The 23,860-nt window shown below is 39.3% G+C and carries 23 protein-coding genes; 8 read left to right on the forward strand and 15 right to left on the reverse strand.

Going from position 1 to position 23,860, the window contains the following annotated elements:
- Nucleotides 1-116 precede the first annotated feature (116 nt).
- Nucleotides 117-506: a tautomerase family protein gene (locus I6L31_RS01100; RefSeq protein WP_005003885.1), complete on the reverse strand. Its 390-nt coding sequence runs from the start codon at nucleotides 504-506 to the stop codon at nucleotides 117-119.
- Between the two features lie 201 nt (nucleotides 507-707).
- On the opposite strand from I6L31_RS01100, the gene I6L31_RS01105 reads away from it, so the two are divergent.
- Complete coding sequence (locus tag I6L31_RS01105) at nucleotides 708-1,124, forward strand: hypothetical protein (protein WP_228128619.1); 417 nt, start codon at nucleotides 708-710, stop codon at nucleotides 1,122-1,124.
- Between the two features lie 75 nt (nucleotides 1,125-1,199).
- Here I6L31_RS01105 and I6L31_RS18485 read toward each other — a convergent pair whose 3' ends face one another.
- The 9 genes from I6L31_RS18485 to I6L31_RS01150 all read right to left on the reverse strand — a co-directional run bounded on the left by I6L31_RS18485 (nucleotide 1,200) and on the right by I6L31_RS01150 (nucleotide 10,336).
- Nucleotides 1,200-1,487, reverse strand: coding sequence for a hypothetical protein (locus I6L31_RS18485; RefSeq protein ID WP_010588705.1), 288 nt, complete (start codon nucleotides 1,485-1,487; stop codon nucleotides 1,200-1,202).
- Nucleotides 1,488-1,866: 379 nt separating this feature from the next.
- Entirely contained in the window at nucleotides 1,867-2,478 is a 612-nt protein-coding gene (locus tag I6L31_RS01115) for a superoxide dismutase (RefSeq protein WP_005003891.1), read from the reverse strand.
- Nucleotides 2,479-2,666: 188 nt separating this feature from the next.
- Entirely contained in the window at nucleotides 2,667-3,758 is a 1,092-nt protein-coding gene (gene ychF / locus I6L31_RS01120; RefSeq protein WP_004989558.1) for a redox-regulated ATPase YchF, read from the reverse strand.
- A gap of 97 nt (nucleotides 3,759-3,855) precedes the next feature.
- A complete protein-coding gene (locus I6L31_RS01125; RefSeq protein WP_005003894.1) occupies nucleotides 3,856-4,515 on the reverse strand; it encodes a methionine ABC transporter permease in 660 nt (219 codons plus the stop codon).
- Nucleotides 4,496-5,566, reverse strand: coding sequence for a methionine ABC transporter ATP-binding protein (locus I6L31_RS01130; protein ID WP_004989553.1), 1,071 nt, complete (start codon nucleotides 5,564-5,566; stop codon nucleotides 4,496-4,498). Before I6L31_RS01130 ends, I6L31_RS01125 begins: the two co-directional genes overlap by 20 nt.
- 22 nt (nucleotides 5,567-5,588) lie before the next feature.
- Nucleotides 5,589-6,437 carry a MetQ/NlpA family ABC transporter substrate-binding protein gene (locus tag I6L31_RS01135; RefSeq protein WP_004989549.1) on the reverse strand — a complete coding sequence of 283 codons (849 nt, stop codon included), beginning with the start codon at nucleotides 6,435-6,437 and terminating at the stop codon, nucleotides 5,589-5,591.
- A gap of 15 nt (nucleotides 6,438-6,452) precedes the next feature.
- Nucleotides 6,453-7,865 (reverse strand): LLM class flavin-dependent oxidoreductase, encoded by a 1,413-nt coding sequence (locus I6L31_RS01140; RefSeq protein ID WP_005003895.1) that lies wholly within the window; start codon nucleotides 7,863-7,865, stop codon nucleotides 6,453-6,455.
- Complete coding sequence (locus I6L31_RS01145) at nucleotides 7,865-9,112, reverse strand: SfnB family sulfur acquisition oxidoreductase (protein ID WP_005003897.1); 1,248 nt, start codon at nucleotides 9,110-9,112, stop codon at nucleotides 7,865-7,867. Before I6L31_RS01145 ends, I6L31_RS01140 begins: the two co-directional genes overlap by 1 nt.
- A gap of 12 nt (nucleotides 9,113-9,124) precedes the next feature.
- The gene (locus tag I6L31_RS01150) at nucleotides 9,125-10,336 is read right to left on the reverse strand and encodes an SfnB family sulfur acquisition oxidoreductase (protein ID WP_005003898.1); all 1,212 of its coding nucleotides are present in this window, start codon (nucleotides 10,334-10,336) and stop codon (nucleotides 9,125-9,127) included.
- Nucleotides 10,337-10,737: 401 nt separating this feature from the next.
- On the opposite strand from I6L31_RS01150, the gene I6L31_RS01155 reads away from it, so the two are divergent.
- Nucleotides 10,738-11,502, forward strand: a complete 765-nt coding sequence (locus I6L31_RS01155; protein WP_005003899.1) for a glutathione S-transferase family protein — start codon at nucleotides 10,738-10,740, stop codon at nucleotides 11,500-11,502.
- 358 nt (nucleotides 11,503-11,860) lie between these two features.
- Complete coding sequence (locus I6L31_RS01160; protein ID WP_005003902.1) at nucleotides 11,861-13,231, forward strand: NAD-dependent succinate-semialdehyde dehydrogenase; 1,371 nt, start codon at nucleotides 11,861-11,863, stop codon at nucleotides 13,229-13,231.
- 65 nt (nucleotides 13,232-13,296) lie between these two features.
- Here the strand turns inward: I6L31_RS01160 and I6L31_RS01165 are convergent, their stop codons facing one another.
- Complete coding sequence (locus I6L31_RS01165) at nucleotides 13,297-14,754, reverse strand: DASS family sodium-coupled anion symporter (RefSeq protein WP_005003913.1); 1,458 nt, start codon at nucleotides 14,752-14,754, stop codon at nucleotides 13,297-13,299.
- Between the two features lie 243 nt (nucleotides 14,755-14,997).
- Between I6L31_RS01165 and I6L31_RS01170 the strand changes: the two genes are divergently transcribed.
- Nucleotides 14,998-15,984 (forward strand): ion transporter, encoded by a 987-nt coding sequence (locus I6L31_RS01170; protein WP_026039907.1) that lies wholly within the window; start codon nucleotides 14,998-15,000, stop codon nucleotides 15,982-15,984.
- Between the two features lie 31 nt (nucleotides 15,985-16,015).
- Here the strand turns inward: I6L31_RS01170 and I6L31_RS01175 are convergent, their stop codons facing one another.
- Nucleotides 16,016-17,218 (reverse strand): MFS transporter, encoded by a 1,203-nt coding sequence (locus tag I6L31_RS01175; RefSeq protein WP_005003916.1) that lies wholly within the window; start codon nucleotides 17,216-17,218, stop codon nucleotides 16,016-16,018.
- Between the two features lie 209 nt (nucleotides 17,219-17,427).
- Here I6L31_RS01175 and I6L31_RS01180 point away from each other — a divergent pair, with 209 nt between their 5' ends.
- The 3 genes from I6L31_RS01180 to I6L31_RS01190 all read left to right on the forward strand — a co-directional run bounded on the left by I6L31_RS01180 (nucleotide 17,428) and on the right by I6L31_RS01190 (nucleotide 20,444).
- Entirely contained in the window at nucleotides 17,428-17,865 is a 438-nt protein-coding gene (locus I6L31_RS01180; protein WP_034697739.1) for a hypothetical protein, read from the forward strand.
- Nucleotides 17,866-18,196: 331 nt separating this feature from the next.
- Nucleotides 18,197-19,117 carry a LysR family transcriptional regulator gene (locus I6L31_RS01185; protein ID WP_004989520.1) on the forward strand — a complete coding sequence of 307 codons (921 nt, stop codon included), beginning with the start codon at nucleotides 18,197-18,199 and terminating at the stop codon, nucleotides 19,115-19,117.
- 286 nt (nucleotides 19,118-19,403) lie between these two features.
- Nucleotides 19,404-20,444, forward strand: a complete 1,041-nt coding sequence (locus I6L31_RS01190; RefSeq protein WP_005003921.1) for a sensor domain-containing diguanylate cyclase — start codon at nucleotides 19,404-19,406, stop codon at nucleotides 20,442-20,444.
- Here I6L31_RS01190 and I6L31_RS01195 read toward each other — a convergent pair.
- The 3 genes from I6L31_RS01195 to I6L31_RS01205 all read right to left on the reverse strand — a co-directional run bounded on the left by I6L31_RS01195 (nucleotide 20,431) and on the right by I6L31_RS01205 (nucleotide 22,824).
- Nucleotides 20,431-20,886, reverse strand: coding sequence for a DUF441 domain-containing protein (locus tag I6L31_RS01195; RefSeq protein ID WP_161798701.1), 456 nt, complete (start codon nucleotides 20,884-20,886; stop codon nucleotides 20,431-20,433). The two genes, I6L31_RS01190 and I6L31_RS01195, sit on opposite strands and share 14 nt — an antisense overlap.
- A gap of 310 nt (nucleotides 20,887-21,196) precedes the next feature.
- Nucleotides 21,197-21,841: a hypothetical protein gene (locus I6L31_RS01200; protein ID WP_005003931.1), complete on the reverse strand. Its 645-nt coding sequence runs from the start codon at nucleotides 21,839-21,841 to the stop codon at nucleotides 21,197-21,199.
- A gap of 14 nt (nucleotides 21,842-21,855) precedes the next feature.
- On the reverse strand, nucleotides 21,856-22,824 hold the full coding sequence (locus tag I6L31_RS01205; protein ID WP_005003933.1) for a 5'/3'-nucleotidase SurE: 969 nt from the start codon (nucleotides 22,822-22,824) through the stop codon (nucleotides 21,856-21,858).
- 197 nt (nucleotides 22,825-23,021) lie between these two features.
- On the opposite strand from I6L31_RS01205, the gene I6L31_RS01210 reads away from it, so the two are divergent.
- The gene (locus I6L31_RS01210; RefSeq protein ID WP_005003935.1) at nucleotides 23,022-23,855 is read left to right on the forward strand and encodes a hypothetical protein; all 834 of its coding nucleotides are present in this window, start codon (nucleotides 23,022-23,024) and stop codon (nucleotides 23,853-23,855) included.
- Nucleotides 23,856-23,860 lie beyond the last annotated feature (5 nt).

Genomic DNA, 23,860 nt, shown 5'->3' on the forward strand with positions numbered 1-23,860 from the left:
TTGGGTATTAAGCATAGCAGAACTCGATCATGAATTAAGCCTTGATTCACATAAAAATATATAGTTTTGTTCGACAATAAAGGAAAAATGAATAAAAGTTTAAATATGAATAAAAATTAGATGTTTATTTTATAATTTAGCTGTAATTCATCGGCATTTTGTCCACGAATACCCCAGTTTTCTTTAGGGGTTTCAAAGATTGTAATTTCTACATTTTGTGGACTGATTCCACATTGCGCCTGAATGTTGCTAAAAATCTGTTGAATTAGTCGTTTTTTGGTTTCTGCCTGCCGTCCTGAAAACATTGAAATCTCAATGATGGTATAAGCTTCACTTCTGTCCAGAGGATAAATAAAGTCTTCTGGAGCTAGTGCAATGAATCGATGGAAATGTTTATCTTCTGGGTATTGAAGAGTCATTACCAAAGCTTGGTGAATTGCATTTGATAGGATCATTCGATGTTTTTGAATGGTACTTTGGTTGGCATAGATTTTAATTTGAGACATTTAATGATCACGTTTAGGTCAAACTCATAAAATAGCAATGTAACATCAACAATTCTTAGGTTTCAAAAAACAAATTCATAAAGATTGAGTATTGTCTTGGAATTCACTAGCATAGTGGCGAAATGTTGAGACAGGTAATCGTTGATGATCACTTCAACACCCAAATTTTTGATTTTTACTCCCGTATTTTTAACTTTGGCTATGCTTTCTGGCTGTAATCAAAATGAGCAGAAGCAGACCGACAAGGTTGAAATTAAAGCTGCTCCCACACTAACCAATGATGCAACCACCTATGCACACAAAGCATGGGATTTGATTAATCAAATAGATCCGATTGTATATACAAAAAAAGTGGATCAAATTGATGAGCAAGTCAGAAAACCACTACGCCAACTCAGTACAGACTGGCGAATTAATGTCAAAATGACAGATTCAGTCACTGAAGGTAAATATGCGCTATGTCGTAAGGCATTAACCTCGCTTGATACATGGGCAAGGGAAACAAAAGACAACAGTACTACCGTGACCCAGAAACAAGCAGATTACGAACGGGATAAATCGCAATGTAAGGATGCCATTGCTAACCCTGCTTTAGGTAATACTGATCCGAAACGCTAATTAAATGATTATGTAAAAAAGCGAGATTCAAAAGAATCTCGCTTTTTTATGACTCATCTTTTTGTAAAAAGCAGATTAATGGTTTTGGTGACTGGTTGTTGTTGAGGTGGTCGTGGTAGTCGAAGCGGCTTTAGCTTTTTCTGGTTTGGTAGTTTTCACTTCTGTAGTTTTTACTGTTTGCGTGGTTTTTTTCGCTTCAGCTTTAGTTGGTTTCGCTTTAGCACCTGATACAGCCACACATTTACCACCTTTATGATTTGGACCAGTTCCGCCTTGTAGTGAGGTTCCTTTTGGGCAGGCAAATGCAGTTGCACTCATGAATGCTAAGGTGCTGCTTAAGATGATGACAGAAATTTTTTTCATAGTGTTCTGATGAATATAAGGCATTAGTACCTGCTTAAAAAATAGAAGATCACATACTGAGCAAAAAGAGTAGTTTTGTGTTGTATTTACTTAAAAACATTAAGATTTATAGTAATGATTTTATTTTTAATTCAGATTTAAGTTTGATGCATTTAATCGACAATTGAGCCAGCAAATAAAAGCAAGCCCTATTGTAAACAAAACAATAGAGCTTAGGTCGCTATTTTGACAAATATACAATTATGTGGGGTTTAAATTTGAAAAAAATGGCGAAAAAACACCATGAATCCTCCGCACAAAATTAAAATACCGATCGTATAACGCAATAGTGCAGGAAAGGACATGTCATAAGAACCTGTATGCAAAATAGCTGAACCTCTTATTGGATTGCTGCTTGATAACGACGATTGACTTCATTCCAGTCCACCACATTGTAAAATGCAGCAATATATTCAGGACGACGGTTTTGATATTTCAAATAGTAGGCATGTTCCCATACATCCAGACCTAAAATTGGAGTATTGCCATTCATGAGTGGAGAATCCTGATTTCCACTACTTTCTACTACGAGTTTTTTCTCAGGGGTGACGCTGAGCCATGCCCAACCACTCCCAAAACGGCTAATCGCTGCTTTGGTAAAGGTCTCTTTAAATGCATCAAAACCACCAAGCTCTTGTTCAATGGCTGTTGCAACTGCACCTGTTGGATTTCCACCTCCTTGAGGACTCATGACTGTCCAGAACAAAGAATGGTTGGCATGACCACCGCCATTGTTAATTACTACATTTTTGATATCGGCAGGCACTTCATTGACCTTTGATACCAGTTCTTCGACTGCTAGTTTTTCCCATGCAGTGCCTTCAATCGCGGCATTGATATTATTGATATATGTTTGATGATGTTTGGTATGATGAATTTCCATCGTTTTAGCATCGATATTGGGTTCAAGTGCATCGTATGCATAAGGTAACGCGGGTAGGGTGTACGCCATGAAAATGATCCTTTTTAAATCAATTCGTAAAATCAAAGTGTTTTAATCAGATTTAGTTTAGGGGATATTGGTTTTTATGTAAATATATTGATAATCATTATCATTGTATTTATTGTTTATAAATTCATATAAGCAATAAAAAAACCAGCAGTGCTGGTTTTTTTATAATTGATTAAATCAAGTCGTGATTACACGTTAAAACGGAAGTGCAATACATCACCATCCTGTACCACATAGGTTTTACCTTCAAGGCGCCATTTACCCGCTTCTTTGGCACCCGCTTCGCCGTTGTATTGGACAAAGTCATCATAGGCGACACATTCTGCGCGAATAAAGCCTTTTTCAAAGTCAGTGTGAATCACACCAGCCGCTTGTGGCGCTGTAGCACCCACTTTAACTGTCCAAGCACGAACTTCCTGTACACCTGCGGTAAAGTAGGTTTGTAAACCCAAGAGCGCATAACCTGCACGGATTACGACATTGAGACCTGGTTCTTGCATGCCCATTGCTTCAAGAAACTCTGCGCGATCTTCATCTTCAAGCAACGAAATTTCTGCTTCAATCTGGTTGCATAAAGGCACCACAATGGCGTTTTCTTCTGCCGCCAATTGTTTAACCGCATCCAAGTGTGGGTTGTTTTCAAAACCATCTTCAGCAACATTGGCAATATACATGGTTGGTTTTAAAGTCATTAAACCAAAACCACGAACAAGTTTACGTTCATCGTCACTTAAATCCGCCGCACGAGCAGGTTTACCTTCATCCAGTAAAGGCTGGATTTTTTCTAATACGGCTTTGGTTGCAATGGCATCTTTATCGCCGCCTTTTGCAGATTTGGTCAGACGCAATAATGCTTTGGCTACAGTTTCAAGATCTGCTAATGCTAATTCTGTATTAATCGTAGCAATATCATCGAGTGGATCGATTTTACCATTTACGTGAATGACATTTTCATCTTCAAAACAGCGTACCACATGCGCAATCGCATCGGTTTCACGGATATTGGCTAAAAACTGATTCCCCAGACCTTCACCTTTAGATGCACCTGCGACTAGACCTGCAATATCTACAAATTCCATCGTGGTTGGTAGAATGCGCTGTGGTTTTACAATCGCTGCAAGTTTATCAAGACGTGCATCAGGTACTGGTACGATGCCAGTATTGGGTTCAATGGTACAGAACGGAAAGTTTTCTGCGGCAATCGCAGCCTTGGTGAGTGCATTAAAAAGTGTTGATTTACCAACGTTTGGCAGGCCGACAATACCACAATTAAAACCCATGAGAGGACTCACAAAAATATAAATTAAAAACTGGCGCTGATTTTACATGAAAGCCATGACAAAGTCAGGTCATGGCTAAGTGCAAATCATCACAAGTTTAAATTTTGCGTTTGTCTAACTGTTGAGAAAGCGTATCTCCAGTGGCTTGAATCAACATCACCAATACAATCAGCACTACAATCACCGCAAACATCACAGTTAAATCAAAACGTTGATAGCCATATCGATAAGCAATATCCCCCAGACCGCCTGCACCAATCGCACCTGCGATAGCTGAAGAGTTAATCATGGTGACGATGGTCACGGTAAAACCTGCCACAATGCCCGGTAATGCTTCAGGCAATAGCACATGCCAGATAATCTGCTGACGATTACAGCCGATCGCTTGTGCAGCTTCGATTAGCCCTTGATCCACTTCGCGTAAACTGACTTCTGCAATGCGAGCAAAAAAAGGAATCGCGGCAAGGGTCAGTGGAACCACCGCAGCCCAAACGCCATAACTGGTTCCGACAATCCAGCGGGTGATGGGAATCAGTGCGACCATCAGGATCAAAAAAGGAATAGAGCGGGTAATATTAATGATCCAGCCAATCGGTTGATTGATGGTCTGAGAAGGATAAATACCATTTTCTGAGGTACTGACTAAAATCACAGCGAGTGGTAGCCCGATGAGAAATGCCAATAAAGCGGAAACCCCGACCATGATCAAGGTGTCGAGCGTTCCTGTCAGTAATAAATCAATGAGTTGGTCGTGCATAACCGATCACCTCGATATGTTGTATCAGCGATGTAAGCTGTTGTTTTAAATGATTTAGATCAAGATTGAGTCGTGGTATGCCGACCACCCACGATCCAATCAAATGTTGTTGAATGTTATCTACATGACTTTGGTACAAATACACAGGGGTATCAAAGCTCGCTAGAAGTTGCGTCAGATCAGGCGCATGTTGGGCATCGCTTTGATATTTCAGTTTAAGAATCGTATGGGTGGAGTCTGCTTGAAGGTATGAATGCACTTGAAATGGTAAATCCAGTTGTTCCAGATTTAACAGTTCTTGAGTAATCGGCTGTACAGGATTGGAAAAGACCGACCACACTTGTCCTGATTCGACGATTTGACCTTGTTCAATCACCACCACTTGATCACAAATTTCACGTATCACTTGCATTTCATGAGTAATCAAGACAATGGTAATGCCAAGTTCCTGATTAATTTTTTTCAGTAAAGACAAAATGACAGCAGTGCTTTCAGGGTCTAACGCTGAGGTTGCTTCATCACAGAGTAAAATTTCTGGATGATGAACCAGTGCTCGGGCAATGCCGACACGCTGCTTTTGTCCACCTGAAAGCTGAGAAGGGTATTGCTCAGCTTTATGGCTGAGCCCTACCAAAGCTAAAACTTCATCGACGCGATTTTTGATGTCGGATTTGGCATAGCCAGAAACTTTGAGTGGGAGTGCCACATTTTCCCATACCGTTTTGGCCGACATTAAATTAAAATGCTGAAAAATCATGCCAATGCGTTGACGTAACTTGATCAAACGTGAGTGATCCAGTGTGGTCAGTTCATCTTGATGAATCTTGATTGAGCCTGAACTCGGTTGCTCAAGTCCATTCAGGGTACGCAATAAAGAGGATTTACCCGCACCGCTTTTTCCAATGATCCCAACAATTTTACCTTCTGGAATATCCAGATTAATCTCTTTTAATGCTTCAACCTGTTGACCTTGAGTATCATAGGTTTTATTGAGTGAGCGAATTTGAATATGTGGAACTGCAAAACTCACTTGAGCGCCCAAACTGACCATGACTTAACTCCATGAATGTAAGTTATACCCAACCTGGGAACCAAAGTTTTGGCCCCAAATCTTCATTCAGCGCTGCTTTAACCGCAGGCGAAGTTTGATAAATTTCGACAAATTTTTTCAATTTATCGCCTTTGTCCTGATAATCATCACGCACCACGAATAAAATCGCATAACGTTTATTGGTAGTATCGTCCAGCACTAAGGCACTTTCAGGATCAGCGGTTTTGGCCAAACGTAAATAATGTGGATAGCCAAAGGCTAAATCGACATCATCAATAGCACGTGCCGTTTGTGGGCCTTCTACTTCAATAAACTGTAAGTTTTTAGGATTCGATGAGATATCGCTTAACTTGGATAAATAATTAGTTGGGTCTTTCAGTTGAATCAGTTTGGCTTGTTGTAACAGCAATAACGCGCGTCCTTGATTGACAGGATCGTTTGGAATGACCACACGCGCATTTTGTGGCAAAGCATCCAGACTTTTATATTTTTTGGAATACAGTCCGACATGCGAAGCCGCACCTACACCAAACGCTTTAAGCTTATAGCCTGTTTCTTTAATGGCATTGTTTAAAAAAGGTTGATGTTGGAAAAAATTGGCATCAATATCACCATTATTCAAGGTAATATTGGGCGTATTCCAGTCAGAAAATTCAACCAGCTTAACATGAATGCCTTGTTTCTCAGCTTCTTTAGCCGCAGCCTGTAAGGGATGCGCAAAGGGTGGGCTAATGCCAATCACCAACTCTTCATTCTGCGTTTGGCGTTGTTTATTCCAGATGAATAAACCAATAATTAAAATGACAAAAATTGCCCCGAATATAATCAGTTTTTTGTTCGATGAACGTGATGTGAAAGATGATTGAGTCATCTGATACTCCAAAATTTAAGCGCTAATATGTTGTGAAAGGTGAGAAGATTTTTCTTGTTTTAAAGGTCGACATCGGAAGGCATCGGCAGGGTGCGATGCAGCAAGACGATCACCTTGTTGATGCAGTTTGTGTCGTAAAGAACCCGCCTGATATTCCGTTTTATAACGTCCGCGTTGTTGTAATTCAGGAACCACGAAACGGATAAAATTCTGATGTGATTCTGGCGCGACAGTACGGGTCAAATTAAAACCGTCAATGCCTGTGTCATCCATCAAGTCAATCAGTTGCTGTGCGACATGGCTGCCGCTCCCGACAATCAATGGATAACGTCCACCCAAAACATGCTGATTTTTTAGATCATTTTTCGTGATTTGCTGAGTTTTGAATTTTTCATTCACAGACGCGATACTGTTACTTTTTTGATAGGGGATGATTTCATCATCTGCGAATTTGGATAAATCCATGCCGACTGAACTGGCATAATGCGCAAGTCCTGCTTCTGGGCTGGCGTATTGACGATATTCTGCCAATTTCTCCTGAGCAATTTGCTCGGTTTCCCCAGTTACAACGGTAATGCCCAGAAAAATTTTGATGTCACTGGCTTGGCGGCCTTGCTGTACTGCAAGTTCACGAATTTTATCCACTTGCTGACGAATTTTTTTAGGTTGATCGCCACCAATAAAAATACATTCGGCATGGGCTGTCGCAAATGCTAATCCACGCGGGGAAGCGCCTGCCTGAAATAAAACAGGGGTACGTTGTATTGAGGGTGCAACCTGAAACACGCCCTGACTTTGGTAAAAACGTCCTTGATGCTGAATTTCGTGAACTTTGCTGGGATCAGTGAAAATACGACGGATTTTATCTTTTTGAATCGCATCATCTTCCCATGAACCTTCCCAATATTGATAGCAAAGCTGTAAAAACTCTTCGGCCTGTTCATAACGCAAATCATGATCTTTGAGACCTGAATGACCAATGAGACGTTCTGCGCTGTCCAGATAGCCCGTGACAATATTCCAGCCAATACGACCTTGTGTCAGATGATCCAGAGAGGCAAAACGCCGTGCAAATTGGTAAGGTGTTTCATAACTTAAATTAACCGTGATGCCAAAACCCAAATGCTGAGTGACTGCGGCCATTGCAGAAACCAAGGTACTAGGATCATGACTCGGCAGTTGAATCGATTCTCGTAAAGTCAGATCAATATTGTTTTGATAGACATCATAAACCCCTGTAATGTCCGCGATAAATAAACCATCAAATAGTCCAGCTTCCAGAGTTTTTGCCAGCTCAGTCCAATAACTTAACTCGTTAAAACGATGCGATTGATCACGCGGATGCGTCCATAAACCATGATTGATATGACCGACACTGTTCATATCAAAGGCATTCATTAGAATTTTCTTTTGTGATGTTTTTGTCATTACAATGTGCCTCTGCGTGGAGGCAGAATGCCATTTAAAATATAGTTTCCAATAAAGTAATATTTCCAGCGCGCGGCATCATGCAAGGTATGAACGCGCGCATTTCGCCAGAAGCGATCTAAACCATCCCCAGCCTGACTGCCACGACTGCCTGCCAGTTCAATCAGTTTTGATGAGGCTTTTAGTGCAGTATCGGTACTATGCGCCCGTACTTTTGCCACATCAATTGACGCTTTGGCAATCGTTTCAGCATTGGTTTGTAATTTTACTGCATCAATCGACTGTGCTGCTTGCTTGAGTAAAGCTTCACTGGCACGAATATCGGTGGCAACACGGCCAATTTCATAAATGGTCAGCGGATCTTGTGCTGCGGTTTCAACATTGGAATCGATCCACGGACGTGCCAGATGGACACGTTTCAATGTTTCTTCAAAAGCAGCACGGGCAATCCCCACTTCAATCGCTGCATGCATAATTTGTGCAAAAGGCCCAACCAGTGTCGGTTGCTGAAAAGCTGTATCGAATGGAATGACATCTTCGGCAGCAACAAAGACTTGATGAAACTTGACACTACCACTGCCTGTGACGCGTTGACCAAAACCTGTCCAGTTATCAATCAAACTCAGTCCTTCACTTTGACGTTGCACAAAAGCCAGATATTCACGACCTTCGGCATCCACCACTAAGGTCGGAATACGATGCGCAAATAAACTCCCCGTGCAGTAAAATTTTTCACCATTAATCAGATAACCCTCTTTAACAGGGATCAGCGCTGTTTGTTTTAAACTGGCATTTTTTGGTTTAAATTCTGCCAATGCATTGCCAAAACGGGCGCCATCGAGAACTTCCTGATATAACCGTTGTTTTTGTGCTTCGGTTCCTGTATTTCTTAACACTTCCAGCGCATAAAAATGGTTTTGCGGAATCTGACCAATTGATCCATCAACGCCACTCAATAACGCAATAATTTTGGCAACCGTGAGGCTAGATACTTCTGCACCACCATAACGTTTAGGGACTGTAATCGCCCAGAGTCCAGACTGACTAAAAGCCTCAATTTCAGCAAAAGGTAAGATACGCTGTGCATCACGTTCGATACTTTGAGTTTTAAATTGCTCGGCAAGTTGCTGTGCGACGTCAAGTGCTTCAGCATCATTTTGAATCACACGTAGCGCAGAATAATGCTGGGTACTGGGATGATTAACAAGATCATTTTCCGCTTGATGAATGGCTTGATAAGAGGTCATTTTATTATCTCCTTAGATCCATGCATGACGAGCAGGCAAAGTACCGTTCAGGTAATAGTTGCCAATGGCGTGTATTTTCCAGCGCACGGGATCATGCAAGGTATGCACGCGTGCATTACGCCAGTGTTGATCGAGATTAAATTGGCTCAAGCTGGCACGACTACCACCCAGTTCCAGTAATTTTTCTGAAATCTGTAAGGCTGCATCATTGGCATACACTTTGGCTTCTGCCACTAAAATCGATGCTTTGGCTGCTTGTTGTTCGGTGACTTGATTAAGCTGATCCAGTTCATCCAGATACTCAGCTGCTTCATCCAGAAGTAAAATTGCAGCATTGAGGAGAATATCCAGCTTGCCCGTTTCTTGTAGGGTATAAGGTTCAAGACTGGCCTTTTCCACTTGTGCATCGAGAATAGGACGGGCTTTTTTCACGGCTGAAATCAGATCTGCAAAGGCCGCTTCAGCGATTCCCACATCAATGGCGACCTGTAATAATTGTGAATACGCGCCACGATAGGTGGGTGCCTGAGTTAAAATACGTTCATCAAAAATCAAGTCTGGATCAACGATGACCTGATGCAGTTTTACCGTGCCACTTGCCGTGGTTCTTTGTCCAAAGCCATTCCAGTTATTGATGATTTCAATCCCGTCACTGTGTCGGTCTACAATCACCAGAACCACATGACCCTCTGGATGAATGGCTTTAATCGCAAGCCAGTGCGCAAAAATACTGCCTGTTGAGTAAAATTTTTCACCATCCAGATAATACTTGCCATTTTTAAGTGTGAGGGTGGTCTGTAGTGTTTTTGAATCTTTGGTATGACGTTCAGGGCCGCCATTGGCAAGGCGTTTACCCGACAAAATTTCATTAAAAATAAATTGTTTTTGTGATTCTGTTCCCATCAGATCAATTAAATTCAATAAGCTAATTTGATTTTGAGGAATTTGCCCAACACTTGAGTCTGCCTTATTTAAAATCCGAAATACCTGAGCCAGTGTTTTATTGGACACAAAAGCACCACCATAACGCTTAGGAATACGAATGCCGCCTAAACCTTTTAGACTAAATTGATCGATTTCTTCAAAGGGCAAAATCCGCTTTTGATCACGTTGATTACGACCTTCCAGTGCAAAATCTGCAACTTGATAAGCTGCATTAATTGCTTGTTGATCGTTTTGAATGACTTGAACCGATCGGGTAGGATAGAAATTTAACTCAGACATAATGATACCTACTATAGATAGGGGTACCTTAGAAAAAATATACCTAATGGTTAAACGAAGTATTGCGCGTAGTTTATGAAGAAAAGTGCTTAATCATTTTTGATCTAAATTAAGTTGTTTTTTGAATAACATGAAATTGATATAAATCAATGATATATTCATTTTTGATAATTTGAATTTTGGTTTTTTATATCGTATTTATTTGTTTTAAAGATATCTAGCGCGGAAAAACATATAAATTATAGGTATCCAAATCGGATTGCAGATTGTGCCAATAGACGATTTCGCCCAATGTTTGGCACAAAAAGTACATTGTTTTCATTTTGGGTTACTTTTAAAGTAAGCAAAACAAGATGTTGTTTTTTAAAATTGTTTGACTAAAAAAATAAATTGGAGTTTTTATGCGGGTTTTATACCAGTTTCCTTTGTCCCATTATTGTGAAAAAGCTCGCTGGTTACTTGATCATAAGGAATTGGATTATGTTGCGCATAACTTGATTCCTGGTTTCCATCGTGCTTTTGCCCAGTTAAAAACAGGTCAAAATAAACTTCCGATTTTAAAAGATGATAAAAGATGGATTGCTGAATCAACTCAAATTGCGTTGTATCTGGATGATCACTACCCAGAACATTCATTATTACGTCGAGATCCGCATTTACGTGAACTGGCTATTGAGATCGATAAAATTGCTGACGAACTAGGCGTTCATGTACGTCGTTGGAGTTTGGGGCATGCACTGACGCATGGTGATGAAGCGCTTGAAATCATGATGGGTGAGCAGGGCTATTTGCGTCAATTTGAAAAGTTTTCAAAACCGATTTTGAAAACTTTAGTGACCAAAAGCTATGAGCTTCAAGAAGAAAAGATTGCCCAATCCAAACTGCGTATGGATGAATTAGTATTGGTCTTGAATGAACGCCTTATTGATAATTTTGGACGTTATTTGGTCGGGGATCGTTTAGGGCTGGCAGATATTGCCGTTTGTGCAATGCTTGCGCCGATTTTGGAGCTTTCAGGAACACCGTGGGAGCGGGAAAATAATGAAGTCAGTTCACCTGAATTACGTCAATATAAAGACTATTTGCTCAGTTTACCTTTGGGGCAATATGTACAACGAATTTATGAAACTGAACGTAATGCACGTGTAGATTGGCGTGGTATATAACTTAAACTTGATGCAATTTTCAGAAACCTGATTTGATCAATCAAATCAGGTTTTTTTATTTCTTATGGATGATTTTCTACATACAAAAAGAATGGATTTACTTACTCAAACGCTATCTAAACCAAGATTTTGTATCAATAAGTGAGGCTTTGAAGGCGTTTTGCTGCAAAGCCTATTCAATGTCTTTAACTCTCTTTAATGTGGGTGGGTGTACAAATAGTGCCGTGTTTTGGTGACTCATCTGATTAACAGATATGCAAACAAAATAACGCCACATAATGTTGCTCGACCAACGCATTTTGAAATGTTTAAACCATTCAAATTTCACTTAAGATAAACATAATGATTGGAGATAGCCATGAGTTATCAGTCGGTAAATCCTTTTAACGGTCAAATTCTTAAAACTTATGACTTTCATGATCAAGCTAAAATTGATGAAAGTCTGGATCATGCTGAAAAGCTATTAAAATCAGATTGGTCTAAAAAAGATCTGGAAAAACGTCTTGCGCTACTCAAAAAAGTAGCAAGTCAGTTAAGAGCAAATAAAGAAAAACTGGCACAACTTATGTCTACAGAAATGGGTAAGTTGATCAAACAGAGCCTTGGTGAAGTGGAGTTATGTGCCAATATCGCAGATTATTATGCACAAAATGCCGAGAAGTTTTTAAGCCCACAAAAGTATCCGACTGAAATTGGTGAAGCGTGGGTTGAACATCATCCACTGGGGGTGATTATGGCAGTCGAACCTTGGAATTTTCCTTTTTATCAACTCATGCGGGTATTTGCGCCGAACTGCGCGATTGGTAATCCAGTCTTAGCTAAACATGCCAGTATCGTTCCGCAATGTGCAGAAGCCTTTGAAAAGATTATTCATGATTCAGGTGCACCAGCAGGGGTATGGACCAATTTATTTATTTCAACGGATCAGGTTGCTGAGATTATTAAAGATCCGCGTGTACAGGGTGTTGCTTTGACAGGTTCAGAAGGCGCGGGGAGTAGTGTTGCCGAACAGGCGGGAAAATATGTTAAAAAGTCGACTTTAGAATTGGGTGGAAATGACGTTTTTATCGTATTGGATGATGCTGATTTGCAGCGTGCGATTAAGGTCGGTTGCCAAGCACGTATCAATAATGCAGGTCAAGTTTGTACCGCAGCCAAGCGTTTTATTTTGCATGAAAAAATTGCAGAGCAATTTAAGCAAGGCATGATCGAAGCATTTAAAAACTTAAAAACAGGCGATCCACTAGATGAGTCGACAAGTCTGGGCCCTCTATCATCGGCTTCGGCAGCAGAAAACTTATATAAACAGGTAGTCAAGGCTGTTGATGCTGGAGCCACATTAGTATTGGGTGGTAAACCTATTGACGGAGCGGGTAACTTTTTTGAAGCGACTATTTTAGAAAATATTGAAGAAAGTAATCCTGCTTGGTATGAAGAGTTTTTTGGCCCAGTGTCTCAACTTTATGTCGCTAAAGACGACGATGAGATTGTAAAAATTGCCAATCAATCACATTATGGCCTAGGCGGTGCAATCCACTCTAAAGATATTGAGCGAGCAAAAAAACTAGCGTCACGTGTTGAAACAGGCATGATCTGGATTAATAGTTTGACTCAAACTGCACCAGAGTTACCTTTCGGTGGCGTAAAACGTTCAGGTTATGGTCATGAACTTTCTGAACTGGGTTTTAATGAATTTGTACAAAAAAAATTGGTGGTCATTCCTGCATAATATTGCAAAAAAGCCTGTCATGATTTTTCATGACAGGCTTTTTAATGGGTGATAGAGCTGCAAATTTACCAGTAGCCCAGAAATTTCCACCAGATGCCACCAATGACGATAAAAATCACAATATTGACCACACTCATGACAAAGCCTGCCTTCCACCATTCTCCCAAAGTGGTATAGCCAGACCCATAGATAATCGGTGAAGTACCTGTTGCATAGTGCGTAAGTGTCATCATAATACTGGATGCAGCAGCCATAATCAGTGCAAACAACATTGGGGGAGCACCAAGTGCAATACCTGCTGTGTAAAAGGCAGCGAACATTGCGGTAATGTGTGCTGTAGTACTTGCAAACATATAATGCGCATACATATACGTCAGTAAGAGCAATAAACTTGCCAGTACCCAGTTGAGTCCAAGATGTGCAATTTGGGCTTCAAGAACTCCAGAGAACCATGTAATAAGACCTAACTTATTTAAGTAGGTTGCCATCATCACTAAAGCAGCAAACCATGTGATGGTATCCCATGCACTTTTTTGAGTCAGGATATCTTCCCAAGTCAAAACCCCTGTTAAAAGTAAGAGGCTTAAACCAATAAATGCGGTCGTCGTCGCATCCACTGACCACGCATCACCCAAGATCATGGCAGGAATACCTGCCCAAAGTAATAGCATGATGCCAAAAACACCTAACATGATGAGCTCAGGTAGGGTCACTTTCCCCATTTCCTTCAGGCGTTCTTTTGCAAATTGTGCTGAATTTGGCGTTCGTTTAATTTCAGGTGGATACATGAGATAGATAATAATCGGCATAACAATAAGCGCCATGATCCCTGGAAGGATCATGGCAATTGCCCATGTTGTCCAACTGAGGTAAATCTGGGTATTGGTCGCTTTTGCGACCAGATCTACCACCAGTGGATTAGGTGCTGTTGCAGTAACAAACATGGCAGAAGTAATCGGATTGGCATGATAATTCACCAAAGCCAGATATTTCCCCATACGACCTTCAGTGCCTTTGGCGGGGTCTGAATCATAACTGGTCGCAATAGCGCGAACAATTGGATGGATAATTCCACCGCCACGTGCCGTATTGCTTGGCGTAACAGGAGCAAGTATGAGTTCCGACAACACCATGCTATAACCGATACCAATGGTTCGTTTACCCCATACCGCAATAAATAGATAACCTAAACGTGCTCCAAGCCCTGTTTTTTGAAGCCCTTTGGAGATCATGATCGACACCCCAATCAGCCAGATAAGAGGATTGGCAAAACTACTTAAAGCGTCCTTAATGGCTTCACTGGGTTTGGGGTTGGTGACGCCCGTAACGGCAACTAGCGTAATGGCAATCATCGCAATTGCTCCAATCGGGAGTGCTTTCCCGATAATGGCCGCAATTACCCCTACAAACATGGCCAATAAATGCCAAGCTTCAGGTGTTACTCCTTGAGGGACTGGGATAATAAACCAGATGATAAGTGTTAATGCACAGGATATTGCAGCTGGAATTGGTTTAAAGCCCATAAAAACCGCCTTATTATGAATAGATTAACGTTATAATTTATATAGTTAGTATTGTTAAACTGCATGCAAACGCATTTGAGTTTATGATTTTATTATGAAAGAGTCTTGCTCTATTACCAAATGAAGAATTGTTGCCTGTCTGTTACTGCATTCTCACTAGGATTAAGCTAAAAGCTGACACAAATACTGTGAGCATGTTAAATTGTGCCGAGTATTGAGCATAATTATAAGTTTTTATTTATGATGACTAAATTTTCCTTACGTCATTTACGTCGTTTTGTTTTTAATAATTTACAGAATCATGATTATGAAAGTCACTTAAGTCGTCTCCTGAATTTCTTTTTGATATTTTTGATTATTGCCAATGTTTTAGCCGTTATGTTGGAGTCGATTGATTCCATTTATTTTGCGCACAAAAAACTCTTCGATCTATTTGAAACAGTTTCTATCGCTCTATTTACGATTGAATATTTATTGCGCTTATGGTGTGTTGCAGAAGAGCACCCAGATCAACCTGCATGGAAAACACGATTGCAATGGTTTAGTAGTGGCGGTGCGATTATTGATTTATTGGCGATTTTACCCGCATACCTTAACTTTATAGTACCAATTGACTTACGGTTCTTGAGAATTTTAAGATTACTGCGTCTGTTAAAGTTGACCCGTTATTTCGTTTCACTCCAGATTTTACTTGCGGTTATCGAGCGTGAAAAAGGTTCATTTCAGGCAGTTGTATTTATTTTACTCATCATGATTGTTATGGCTGCGGGTGGTATCTATGTGGTTGAAAATAAAGCACAGCCCGGAGTATTTAGCTCTATTCCAGAGGCAATGTGGTGGGCAGTTGTTACGCTGACTACAGTCGGCTATGGTGATGTGACTCCAGTCACTAATATTGGCAAATTATTGGGCGCTGTGATTACAATTTTAGGCGTTGGTTTAGCTGCATTGCCAGCAGGTATTTTGGCGACTGGTCTTGCAAATGAATTAAGTTTACGTAATCAAAAACTTGCTCAGGAGTTTAGAAATTTACTGATTTCAAATCAGATAGACTATCTAAATGAAACAAAGGAAATCGAAAAAATCCGTAAACGAATAGGCTTAAGCAAAGAGCAAACCAATGAAGTGATTATGCAATTGATCCGTGAAAAAGATTTGGAAGAGCAGGAACAACAAAAGAAAGCCTTTAAATATTGTCCTCATTGCGGTGAAAAGTTGCCAGAGGCATGAGGTCACTGAAATTGATCTCATGCCAAAGAGTTTATTTCTTATATTTTTCTACAGCAAAGGCGATCAATAAAATCACTAATCCGCCAAGACTTAGAACAAAACCCACCCAGATAGGTGCGATCCAGCCCATCTGATGACTCAAGACCCAACCACCTAAAAAAGCGCCTAACGCATTTGCCAAATTAAAGGCTGAATGGTTGAGAGATGCCGCCAAGCCTTGGGCTTCGCCAGCAACATCCATTAAGCGCATTTGTAAAGTTCCGCCTAAACCCATGACCGTGAGTCCAATCAAAAACAAGGCAAAAATCGCAGTATAAAGCTGGCTCATCATGAAACTGGCTAAAACGAAAGCAAGTGCCGAACTGATAAGCACGGCTACAATGGTTTTATTTAGATTCCGATCGGCCAGCCAACCTGCCAATAATCCTCCAATCACCATACCAACGCCCCAGATGGCTAAAGCAATGGGAACAATATCGATACTGACTTGGGTATATTCAGTCAAAATAGGTGAGACATAACTATAGACCGAAAACATACCGCCAAACCCAATTGCACCCACAGCAAGCGTGAGCCACATATGGATATTTTTCAGCCCTGCTAACTCGGTTTTAACACTGGCTGTTGAATGTACTGGTATTTGGGGTACAAAAATGGCAATGGCAACTAAGGTAACAAAAGCAATAATTGAGGAAAATTCAAAGCCTGAACGCCAACCAAATTGTTGACCTAGCCATGTTGCCAATGGAACACCGAAAACTGTCGCAATGGTTAACCCCATCATCATTTGAGCAACAGCGGAAGCTCGTTTTTTAGGACCAGCCAGTTCTGCGGCGACCAATGCGCCTACACCAAAATAAGCGCCGTGTGGAAAACCCGCGATAAAACGTGAAAGTAAAACAGTTTCAGGTGTATGAGCCAAAGCGGTTAGAGCATTGGCAATGCCGTAAAATAACATCAAACCCAGTAATAACGACTTGCGTGGAATGCGTGCAGCTAAAATAGCAATAACTGGCGCACCAATCACCACGCCAAGTGCATAAGCACTGATAAAATGACCTGCATCTGGAACACTAATATGTAGATCTTTGGCAATTTCCTGAATCAGTCCCATTGCAACAAATTCAGTTGTTCCGATACAAAAGCCACCAATCGCTAATGCTAAAATGACCCAAAATAATGAATATTGTCGGGGTGAACCCGAAGCAATCGATGTATTTGATTTAGCTGACATAAAAAATTGAGAGAAATGGGAGAATAATCAAGAAATAATTATAGTGGAAAGAGATTGTAATAGTTAACTAATTTACTCGGGATTAAAGATTTTTAACATCTTTACAGCGATAAATAATGATTGAAAAAAGTTATATACAATATATATTTGCATGCTGCATTACGGGGTTTAATGCGGTGATGGAGTTAATCAGAATAATGAGTATGAAGATGTTAAAAAAATGTATGGCTGTGGGGTTGCTGGTATCTGTCTTGACTAGTAGTGGTTGTGCTGTAGTCATGGCAAGTAATCAGCCCAGTAAGAAAAATCTAAGTGTTTTAAATACAGGTATTTCACGTAATCACGTGATTGCTGAGTTTGGTGCACCTGTTGCAAGTGAATATAAAGATGGTCAACGTGTAGAAATTTATACTTTCCAACAAGGTTATTCCAAAGCAAATAAAACCAGTCGTGTGATTTGGCATGGCTTAGCAGATGTCGCTTCGATTGGTTTGTGGGAAGTCATTGGAACGCCTGCGGAATCATATTTTGATGGAAAGAAACTTTCTTATCAGGTGATATTTGATCAAAACGATAATGTTGCAAGTCATCAGTTACTTTCAATGGTTGCTCAATCACAAACTCAAGTTAATGATGTTGCACAATAACTCCATGATGAATTTGATAGATCAACCGTTCTGATAAAAAAAGCTCTAGGTCAACGTTGACCTAGAGTGTCTGGAGTTTTTGATTATAGTTTTTTATATTTATTATTTTAAAATTTATAACATTTTTATTTTCAATATCTTAGTAAGAATTTAGCATCCAAATTATTTGATCTGTCAAAATGGAACTAGAAGATGATTGTGTTTTAAAGTCATATAAGTTGAGTCATATTCATGTAGTGAACGAATAATGAAATAAAATTTAGGTTGAAACAAGCTAATAAATTTCATGATATAATGAATAATATTCACTCTTTTGTTTTGATTCGACTTTATGCTTGAAATTCGCCATCTTAAAACGCTTCTGGCTTTACGTGAGCATGGTTCACTGGTCGCTGCTGCAAATGATTTGTGTCTAACCCCTTCAGCAATTTCACATCAACTGAAAGAACTTGATCATTGGTATGGGGTCGAAGTCGTCAATCGTCGTAGTCGACCTGTAACCTTTTCAAATGTGGGGCAACGCTTATTAAAACTTGCCGATGATGTGTTACCACAAATTCAAATTGCACAAAGTGATATCACGCGTATTGTCCATGGGCAGACAGGACGTATTATTTTTTCGTCTGAGTGCCACAGTTGTTTTGACTGGTTAATGCCATTATTAAATCAATATCGTCAACAGTATCCTGATGTCGATCTGGACTTTGCTTCGGGTTTTGAAGCCAATCCACATGAACTTTTACAAACAGGTGAATTCGATTTACTCATTACCGCAGATCCGATCGCGCTTAAAGGGATTGAATATTTTCCGATTTTTGAATATGAATCACGTTTGGTCTTATCCAATACGCATCCTTTGGTGCGTAGCGAAAATATCACGGTACAAAATTTAGCTGAAGAAACGTTGATCACATATCCTGTTGATAAACATCGTCTGGATATTATGGCGCATCTATTTCTTCCTGCAAATATCCAGCCTAAAGCCATCCGTACCACCGATTTAACTCAGATGCTCATTCAACTGGTGGCCAGTGGGCGTGGTATTTCAGCTTTGCCTGATTGGGTGGTGAATGAATATGAACAAAAAGGCTGGGTGACAAGTCGTCGTTTGAGTTGTGTTGCACCACAAGGTTTGCGCCGTACTTTATATGCGGGTTATCGGACTGACGAGAAAGAAAAAAGCTATTTTGAAGGTTTTTTGAAACAGTTGGAAAAATTTTCTCAGAAAAGAATAAATTATTATTCAGCCTAATTATAAGACTTCTTTCATCATTGTTTAAACTTTCTTTATTTTTCTTTAATAGAGAGAAATAAAAGGAATTTATGAAAGAAGTTTGTATTCTTTCTAATAAAGACACTTGGACATTATTTAAATTGTAGGTCATTCGGCAGATTGATTAAAAATGCCCTTTTTGAGCGCATAAGTCTGTTTATTTTCTATGCATTTTTCATAATTAGTCGTAAAATTCCCTCCCATCACTTCCTTATTATTTTAATAGTCAAAAAGTCATCATTTTTAATACGGGTTAGGGCTTAGAATGTCAGGTAAATTTCAACCGACAGTCGAACAATTACTTTCTGTGATCAAGACGCAGACTGAAATTGTAAAATTGGGGCTAGATTTAGACTCAGTGATGACCGTGGTTGCCCAACAGTCAAAGAACATTATTGAAGCTGATGGAGCAATTATTGAACTCTTAGAAACCAATGAAATGGTGGTTCATTCAGTATCTGATCATAATTTAAATCTACTAGGTCATCGCATAAAAGTTAAAAATACTCTTTCGGGGCTTTGTATTGAAAAAAAAGAAATCTTATATAGTCCAGATAATGAGACAGATCCAAGAGTGGATGTATTTGCCTGTCGTTATGTAGGACTTCGTTCAATGGCGGTTGTTCCACTTATTCATTGTGAAGAACCTTTAGGCGTTTTAAAAATATATTCAAAAAAAGTAGCCGCTTTTGCAGAAGGAGACTTAAGACTACTCGAGCTAATGTCTGAACTGATTGCGGCCGCCATGTATCATGCAACACGATTTGGTACACAAGAACTCTATCGTATGGCGACTCAGGATGTGCTTACCGAGCTTTCCAATCGAAGTCAGTTTTTAGATCATTTCAGAAGATGTCTTGCTTCAACTCAATCTACTCAGAATTATTTTGCTTTGTTAATGATTGATATGGATGGTTTGAAACAAATTAATGATCAGTATGGACATCGGGTTGGTGATGCTGCTTTAAAAGAATTTGCCCAAAGATTAAAAATGGTGATTCGAGTTCAAGACCATCTGGCTCGTATTGGAGGAGATGAGTTCGCCATTATTCTTACTCAATTAGCTGATCCAAAACTAAGTTTGAACGTAGTTGATCGAATCAATGTTGTTTGTGATCAAGAATTTATCTTTGAAAATAAAAACTTGAGTATTCGAGCCAGCACAGGGGTTGCAATTTATCCAACCCATGCAGATAGCGTTGAACAATTACTTGAATATGCAGATCAGCAAATGTATTTATCAAAACGATCAAAGAAACAGCCTGAAGACTTAAGTGGTTTTAATCAATTGATTATTGATAGCTAATCAGTAAAGACAAAATTCCTGCTGCAATCAGTGGCCCGACAGGAACTCCTCGAAGTACAGCGACCCCCGCTACTGTACCAATCAATAAACCTGCAACAACATCTGGTTGATTGGTCATGAGTTTAACGCCGCGACCGCCCAGCCACGCCACTAATAGACCAACTGCAATGGCTAAAATGGATTTGTAACTCAGGAATGATTTAAGAATCGTCTCACCACTTAATTTGCCGCTGGCGATAGGCGTAAGCACACCGATGGTTAAAATAATAACGCCAATATTTAATCCATGTTGTTGTAAATAAGGGAAAAATTGACTTAATGGTGTAAGCTTAAAGAAGATTAGAACACCCGCAGCAATCGTGACTGCCGCATTTTGACTGAAAATACCACAGGCCAGTAAAACGAGTAAAACCAACAGATTGACATCAAGCTGTGACATGATCATGGTAATAAAAGCGTATATTGGGGGAGAGGTATATTGTATAACGATTTTTTATTTTACCAATGGTTGAAAAATATCATTTTTCTTTTTTAATATTTGATAATCACAGGCAATAAGGGATGTATATAGCTGAAGGCCATTATCTGTAATATTAGCCACACATAGTTGAAGGTATGAGTTGATTGAAAATATTTGCAGTAATATCGGGATTGATTATATCTGTAGTTGCCGTTTGAGCTAAGTTATTGTAAATACTGGATATGAGAAATGATAACGTACTTAAGCTCGTTACCATTTCTCATTACATTTACTAATTTAAAAATGCCCAGACATCTTGTGATTCAAGTTTACTTGAAAGCATTCTAAAACTTGTTGGCTCTAGATCGCCATCAACAACAATATAGCCTTGGGTGTTATTTTTTAGTAAATCACATTTATTATCTGTCAATGCATATATTGCAGTATTTGCCAGTTGGCTAGCAGTTATCACACCATTAAAGGTACAGTTAGGATCTTTAGCGATCATCTGTCCGTTAGCTTTCACTTCGATAGGAATCGTAGTGCCATTGGAAAATGAGAGGTTATAGAGTCCGATCAACTGATTAATATCCAGTTTTTCATCGACAATTTTTTCATAATGATCTAGCTTAATAACAAGATTTTTATCTTTCTGGTTACTTTGCCATGTTTTACTTTTTGCATCGTAACTCATCACGATTTGTGCACGATCTTGCTCATCATTGAGTACCAATAACTTGTTGCCATCTTGTCCTAAATAATACTTGCCAACCTGCGGTAAATCTTCATTGGTGACTGTACTAATAATGTATGTGCCTACTGGTAAGTTTGGGGCTAATTCAGGCGACTCAGCTATCGTATTTTGTTGATCCTTATGATCATCATTACAAGCAGTTAAACCTAAGCTCAAAAACAAAGCTAATAAGTAACGTTTCATCAATTTATTCCCCTTTACTTATTAAATAACCCTTTTAATCGTATTTTTAGCCATTCTTGAGCTGCGGGTCGCTGCTCATAAGCAACTTGCATTGCCGTAACGGCAATCTTACTTTGCATGACAACACTTTCATCGGACATTTGAGTAGAAGCTGGGGTACTAGATGTCACATCAAAGCCTAAACCATATTGATTGTTTCCACTATTATCTTTACTTACATTAAATTTAAAATTGTATAAATCAAAAGTTCCAATTTTTGAAAAAGCAAAAGGAGTATTGGTTGTTAAATTCTTAGGAAAATTAACATTTAAAGTTATACCTTTGGCTAATAATGGTCCTTTACCCGCCTTACTTTGTAATTCTTTTAGCAGCACTACAGTTTGCTTCGCCACAATCACAGAATTGGGATTTTTTAAAGATTTATCATCAACTGTATTAGTATCTGCACTTAATGCAATGGATGGAATCCCACGACCTGCAGATAATTGAACATTACCAATAGTTCCAGAATGAATAACTACTTTTCCGACATTTTGTCCTTCATTGGGCCCTGAGAGGACTAGATCTGGTAATTTTCCCCAATGCTTTTTAGCAACAATATCTAAACCGTAAATGGTCGCCATTACAGGCGTTCCATGGACATAGTTCCAGTCACCATTGGTATAGCCCGCTTTAGTAAAAGTTCCAGCGGCAGGTGCTCCTATTGGAGCTGCACCATTATGACAACCATTTTCTGCTGCAATTTGTTTATCATTGTCAGATGTTATTACAGTTGTACTATACATTACGATAGCACCTCCACGTCCACTTTGTGGTGAACAGGGTACTGAGACTAAAACATTATGACCCTCTGTCTTTAACTCGTCGTATAGAGCTTTAATATTACTGGTTAGACCATCATCATTAACTAATAATATATTCATTGCAAAAGCTTGTGTTGTACAAGCAGATAAAATAAGACTGCCCAATAAAATTTTTTTCATATCCAAACCATCGCATTATTCAATTAAGAAGTGGACAGTAATCAAAATATATTTAATTTTTATTACTATTGAAAATTATTTTATCAAAGCAAAACTTTAACTTTATTGTCATTAATTACAATTAAAATCCCAAAATTTCATGATTTTGAATCATTAAAATTCTTTTTTTTAAACTTAAATATATCTTGGATTAGATAATGAGTGAATTTCCCAATAGTAATCGTAGAAAATTTTTAGCTATAGGTACCGCACTGGCTGCGGGAACTTTATTGAGTGGTTGCAATGATAATGATCAGCAACAAGAAATAAGTAATCAAGAGCCAATAAATGACTCAAATTTACTAACACAAATTGAAGCTAAAATGAATCTACAACTAGGTGATGCTAAGCTCGCAAGTATTGTCTCTCCTATCATACTTGACTGTTGCTTCAACTGGGAATTACCACAAATTAAAGCGAATCAAATCAATAGTATTATTGGTTACGCTTTTGGTAATCGTCCTAATGAACAAAGTGGAAATACTTCTAGTAATGGTGGAAATCAAGCAGCAATGCCTGATCCTGGCCCAATGAATGAAGCACTTGCGGATACCATTTATAGTATATATAAATTAAAGCCTGTCAAAATTTATGCACAATGGGAAATTGCTCGTTTTTTAACATCTAAATATCATTTAGAGAAAGATGTATTAACTTCTATTGAGCCGATCATCGCGTCTGATGGAACTATTATCTATCTCAGTACTGACGATGTCGCCAATACAATTATTAAAATTTCTGGTGGAGCATCTGCGCTAGGTAATGCTGCTATTGTAGGCCATAGAGATCACGCAAAACGATGTATCTTGACTTCACAATTACGTGGAATACAGGCAGCCGTGGTTCAAGAGATTCCTCTACCAATGATTTATGATGAGCAGTCTGGGCAACCTTGGACACGCAGTCGTGATCTATACCTCATTCACGATATATATGCACAGCTTTATACCAAAACAATTTTATTAACCAAGCAAGCATACCCTCAGGGCTAATACCT

This window comes from Acinetobacter septicus, from assembly GCF_019355975.1.
GTDB classification, from domain to species: domain Bacteria; phylum Pseudomonadota; class Gammaproteobacteria; order Pseudomonadales; family Moraxellaceae; genus Acinetobacter; species Acinetobacter ursingii.

What these genes read in the sequence shown, in the direction of transcription:
- I6L31_RS01115 (WP_005003891.1), bottom strand. Translation starts at nt 2,478, where the DNA reads ATGGCGTACACCCTACCCGCGTTACCTTATGCATACGATGCACTTGAA.
- I6L31_RS01155 (WP_005003899.1), top strand. Translation starts at nt 10,738, where the DNA reads ATGCGGGTTTTATACCAGTTTCCTTTGTCCCATTATTGTGAAAAAGCT.
- I6L31_RS01160 (WP_005003902.1), top strand. Translation starts at nt 11,861, where the DNA reads ATGAGTTATCAGTCGGTAAATCCTTTTAACGGTCAAATTCTTAAAACT.
- I6L31_RS01180 (WP_034697739.1), top strand. Translation starts at nt 17,428, where the DNA reads ATGTTAAAAAAATGTATGGCTGTGGGGTTGCTGGTATCTGTCTTGACT.
- I6L31_RS01150 (WP_005003898.1), bottom strand. Translation starts at nt 10,336, where the DNA reads ATGTCTGAGTTAAATTTCTATCCTACCCGATCGGTTCAAGTCATTCAA.
- I6L31_RS01130 (WP_004989553.1), bottom strand. Translation starts at nt 5,566, where the DNA reads ATGGTCAGTTTGGGCGCTCAAGTGAGTTTTGCAGTTCCACATATTCAA.
- I6L31_RS01145 (WP_005003897.1), bottom strand. Translation starts at nt 9,112, where the DNA reads ATGACCTCTTATCAAGCCATTCATCAAGCGGAAAATGATCTTGTTAAT.
- I6L31_RS01135 (WP_004989549.1), bottom strand. Translation starts at nt 6,437, where the DNA reads ATGACTCAATCATCTTTCACATCACGTTCATCGAACAAAAAACTGATT.
- I6L31_RS01175 (WP_005003916.1), bottom strand. Translation starts at nt 17,218, where the DNA reads ATGTCAGCTAAATCAAATACATCGATTGCTTCGGGTTCACCCCGACAA.
- I6L31_RS01105 (WP_228128619.1), top strand. Translation starts at nt 708, where the DNA reads ATGCTTTCTGGCTGTAATCAAAATGAGCAGAAGCAGACCGACAAGGTT.
- I6L31_RS01210 (WP_005003935.1), top strand. Translation starts at nt 23,022, where the DNA reads ATGAGTGAATTTCCCAATAGTAATCGTAGAAAATTTTTAGCTATAGGT.
- I6L31_RS01170 (WP_026039907.1), top strand. Translation starts at nt 14,998, where the DNA reads ATGACTAAATTTTCCTTACGTCATTTACGTCGTTTTGTTTTTAATAAT.
- I6L31_RS01190 (WP_005003921.1), top strand. Translation starts at nt 19,404, where the DNA reads ATGTCAGGTAAATTTCAACCGACAGTCGAACAATTACTTTCTGTGATC.
- I6L31_RS01165 (WP_005003913.1), bottom strand. Translation starts at nt 14,754, where the DNA reads ATGGGCTTTAAACCAATTCCAGCTGCAATATCCTGTGCATTAACACTT.
- I6L31_RS01140 (WP_005003895.1), bottom strand. Translation starts at nt 7,865, where the DNA reads ATGACAAAAACATCACAAAAGAAAATTCTAATGAATGCCTTTGATATG.
- I6L31_RS01100 (WP_005003885.1), bottom strand. Translation starts at nt 506, where the DNA reads ATGTCTCAAATTAAAATCTATGCCAACCAAAGTACCATTCAAAAACAT.
- I6L31_RS01205 (WP_005003933.1), bottom strand. Translation starts at nt 22,824, where the DNA reads ATGAAAAAAATTTTATTGGGCAGTCTTATTTTATCTGCTTGTACAACA.
- I6L31_RS01200 (WP_005003931.1), bottom strand. Translation starts at nt 21,841, where the DNA reads ATGAAACGTTACTTATTAGCTTTGTTTTTGAGCTTAGGTTTAACTGCT.
- I6L31_RS01125 (WP_005003894.1), bottom strand. Translation starts at nt 4,515, where the DNA reads ATGCACGACCAACTCATTGATTTATTACTGACAGGAACGCTCGACACC.
- ychF (WP_004989558.1), bottom strand. Translation starts at nt 3,758, where the DNA reads ATGGGTTTTAATTGTGGTATTGTCGGCCTGCCAAACGTTGGTAAATCA.
- I6L31_RS18485 (WP_010588705.1), bottom strand. Translation starts at nt 1,487, where the DNA reads ATGAAAAAAATTTCTGTCATCATCTTAAGCAGCACCTTAGCATTCATG.
- I6L31_RS01185 (WP_004989520.1), top strand. Translation starts at nt 18,197, where the DNA reads ATGCTTGAAATTCGCCATCTTAAAACGCTTCTGGCTTTACGTGAGCAT.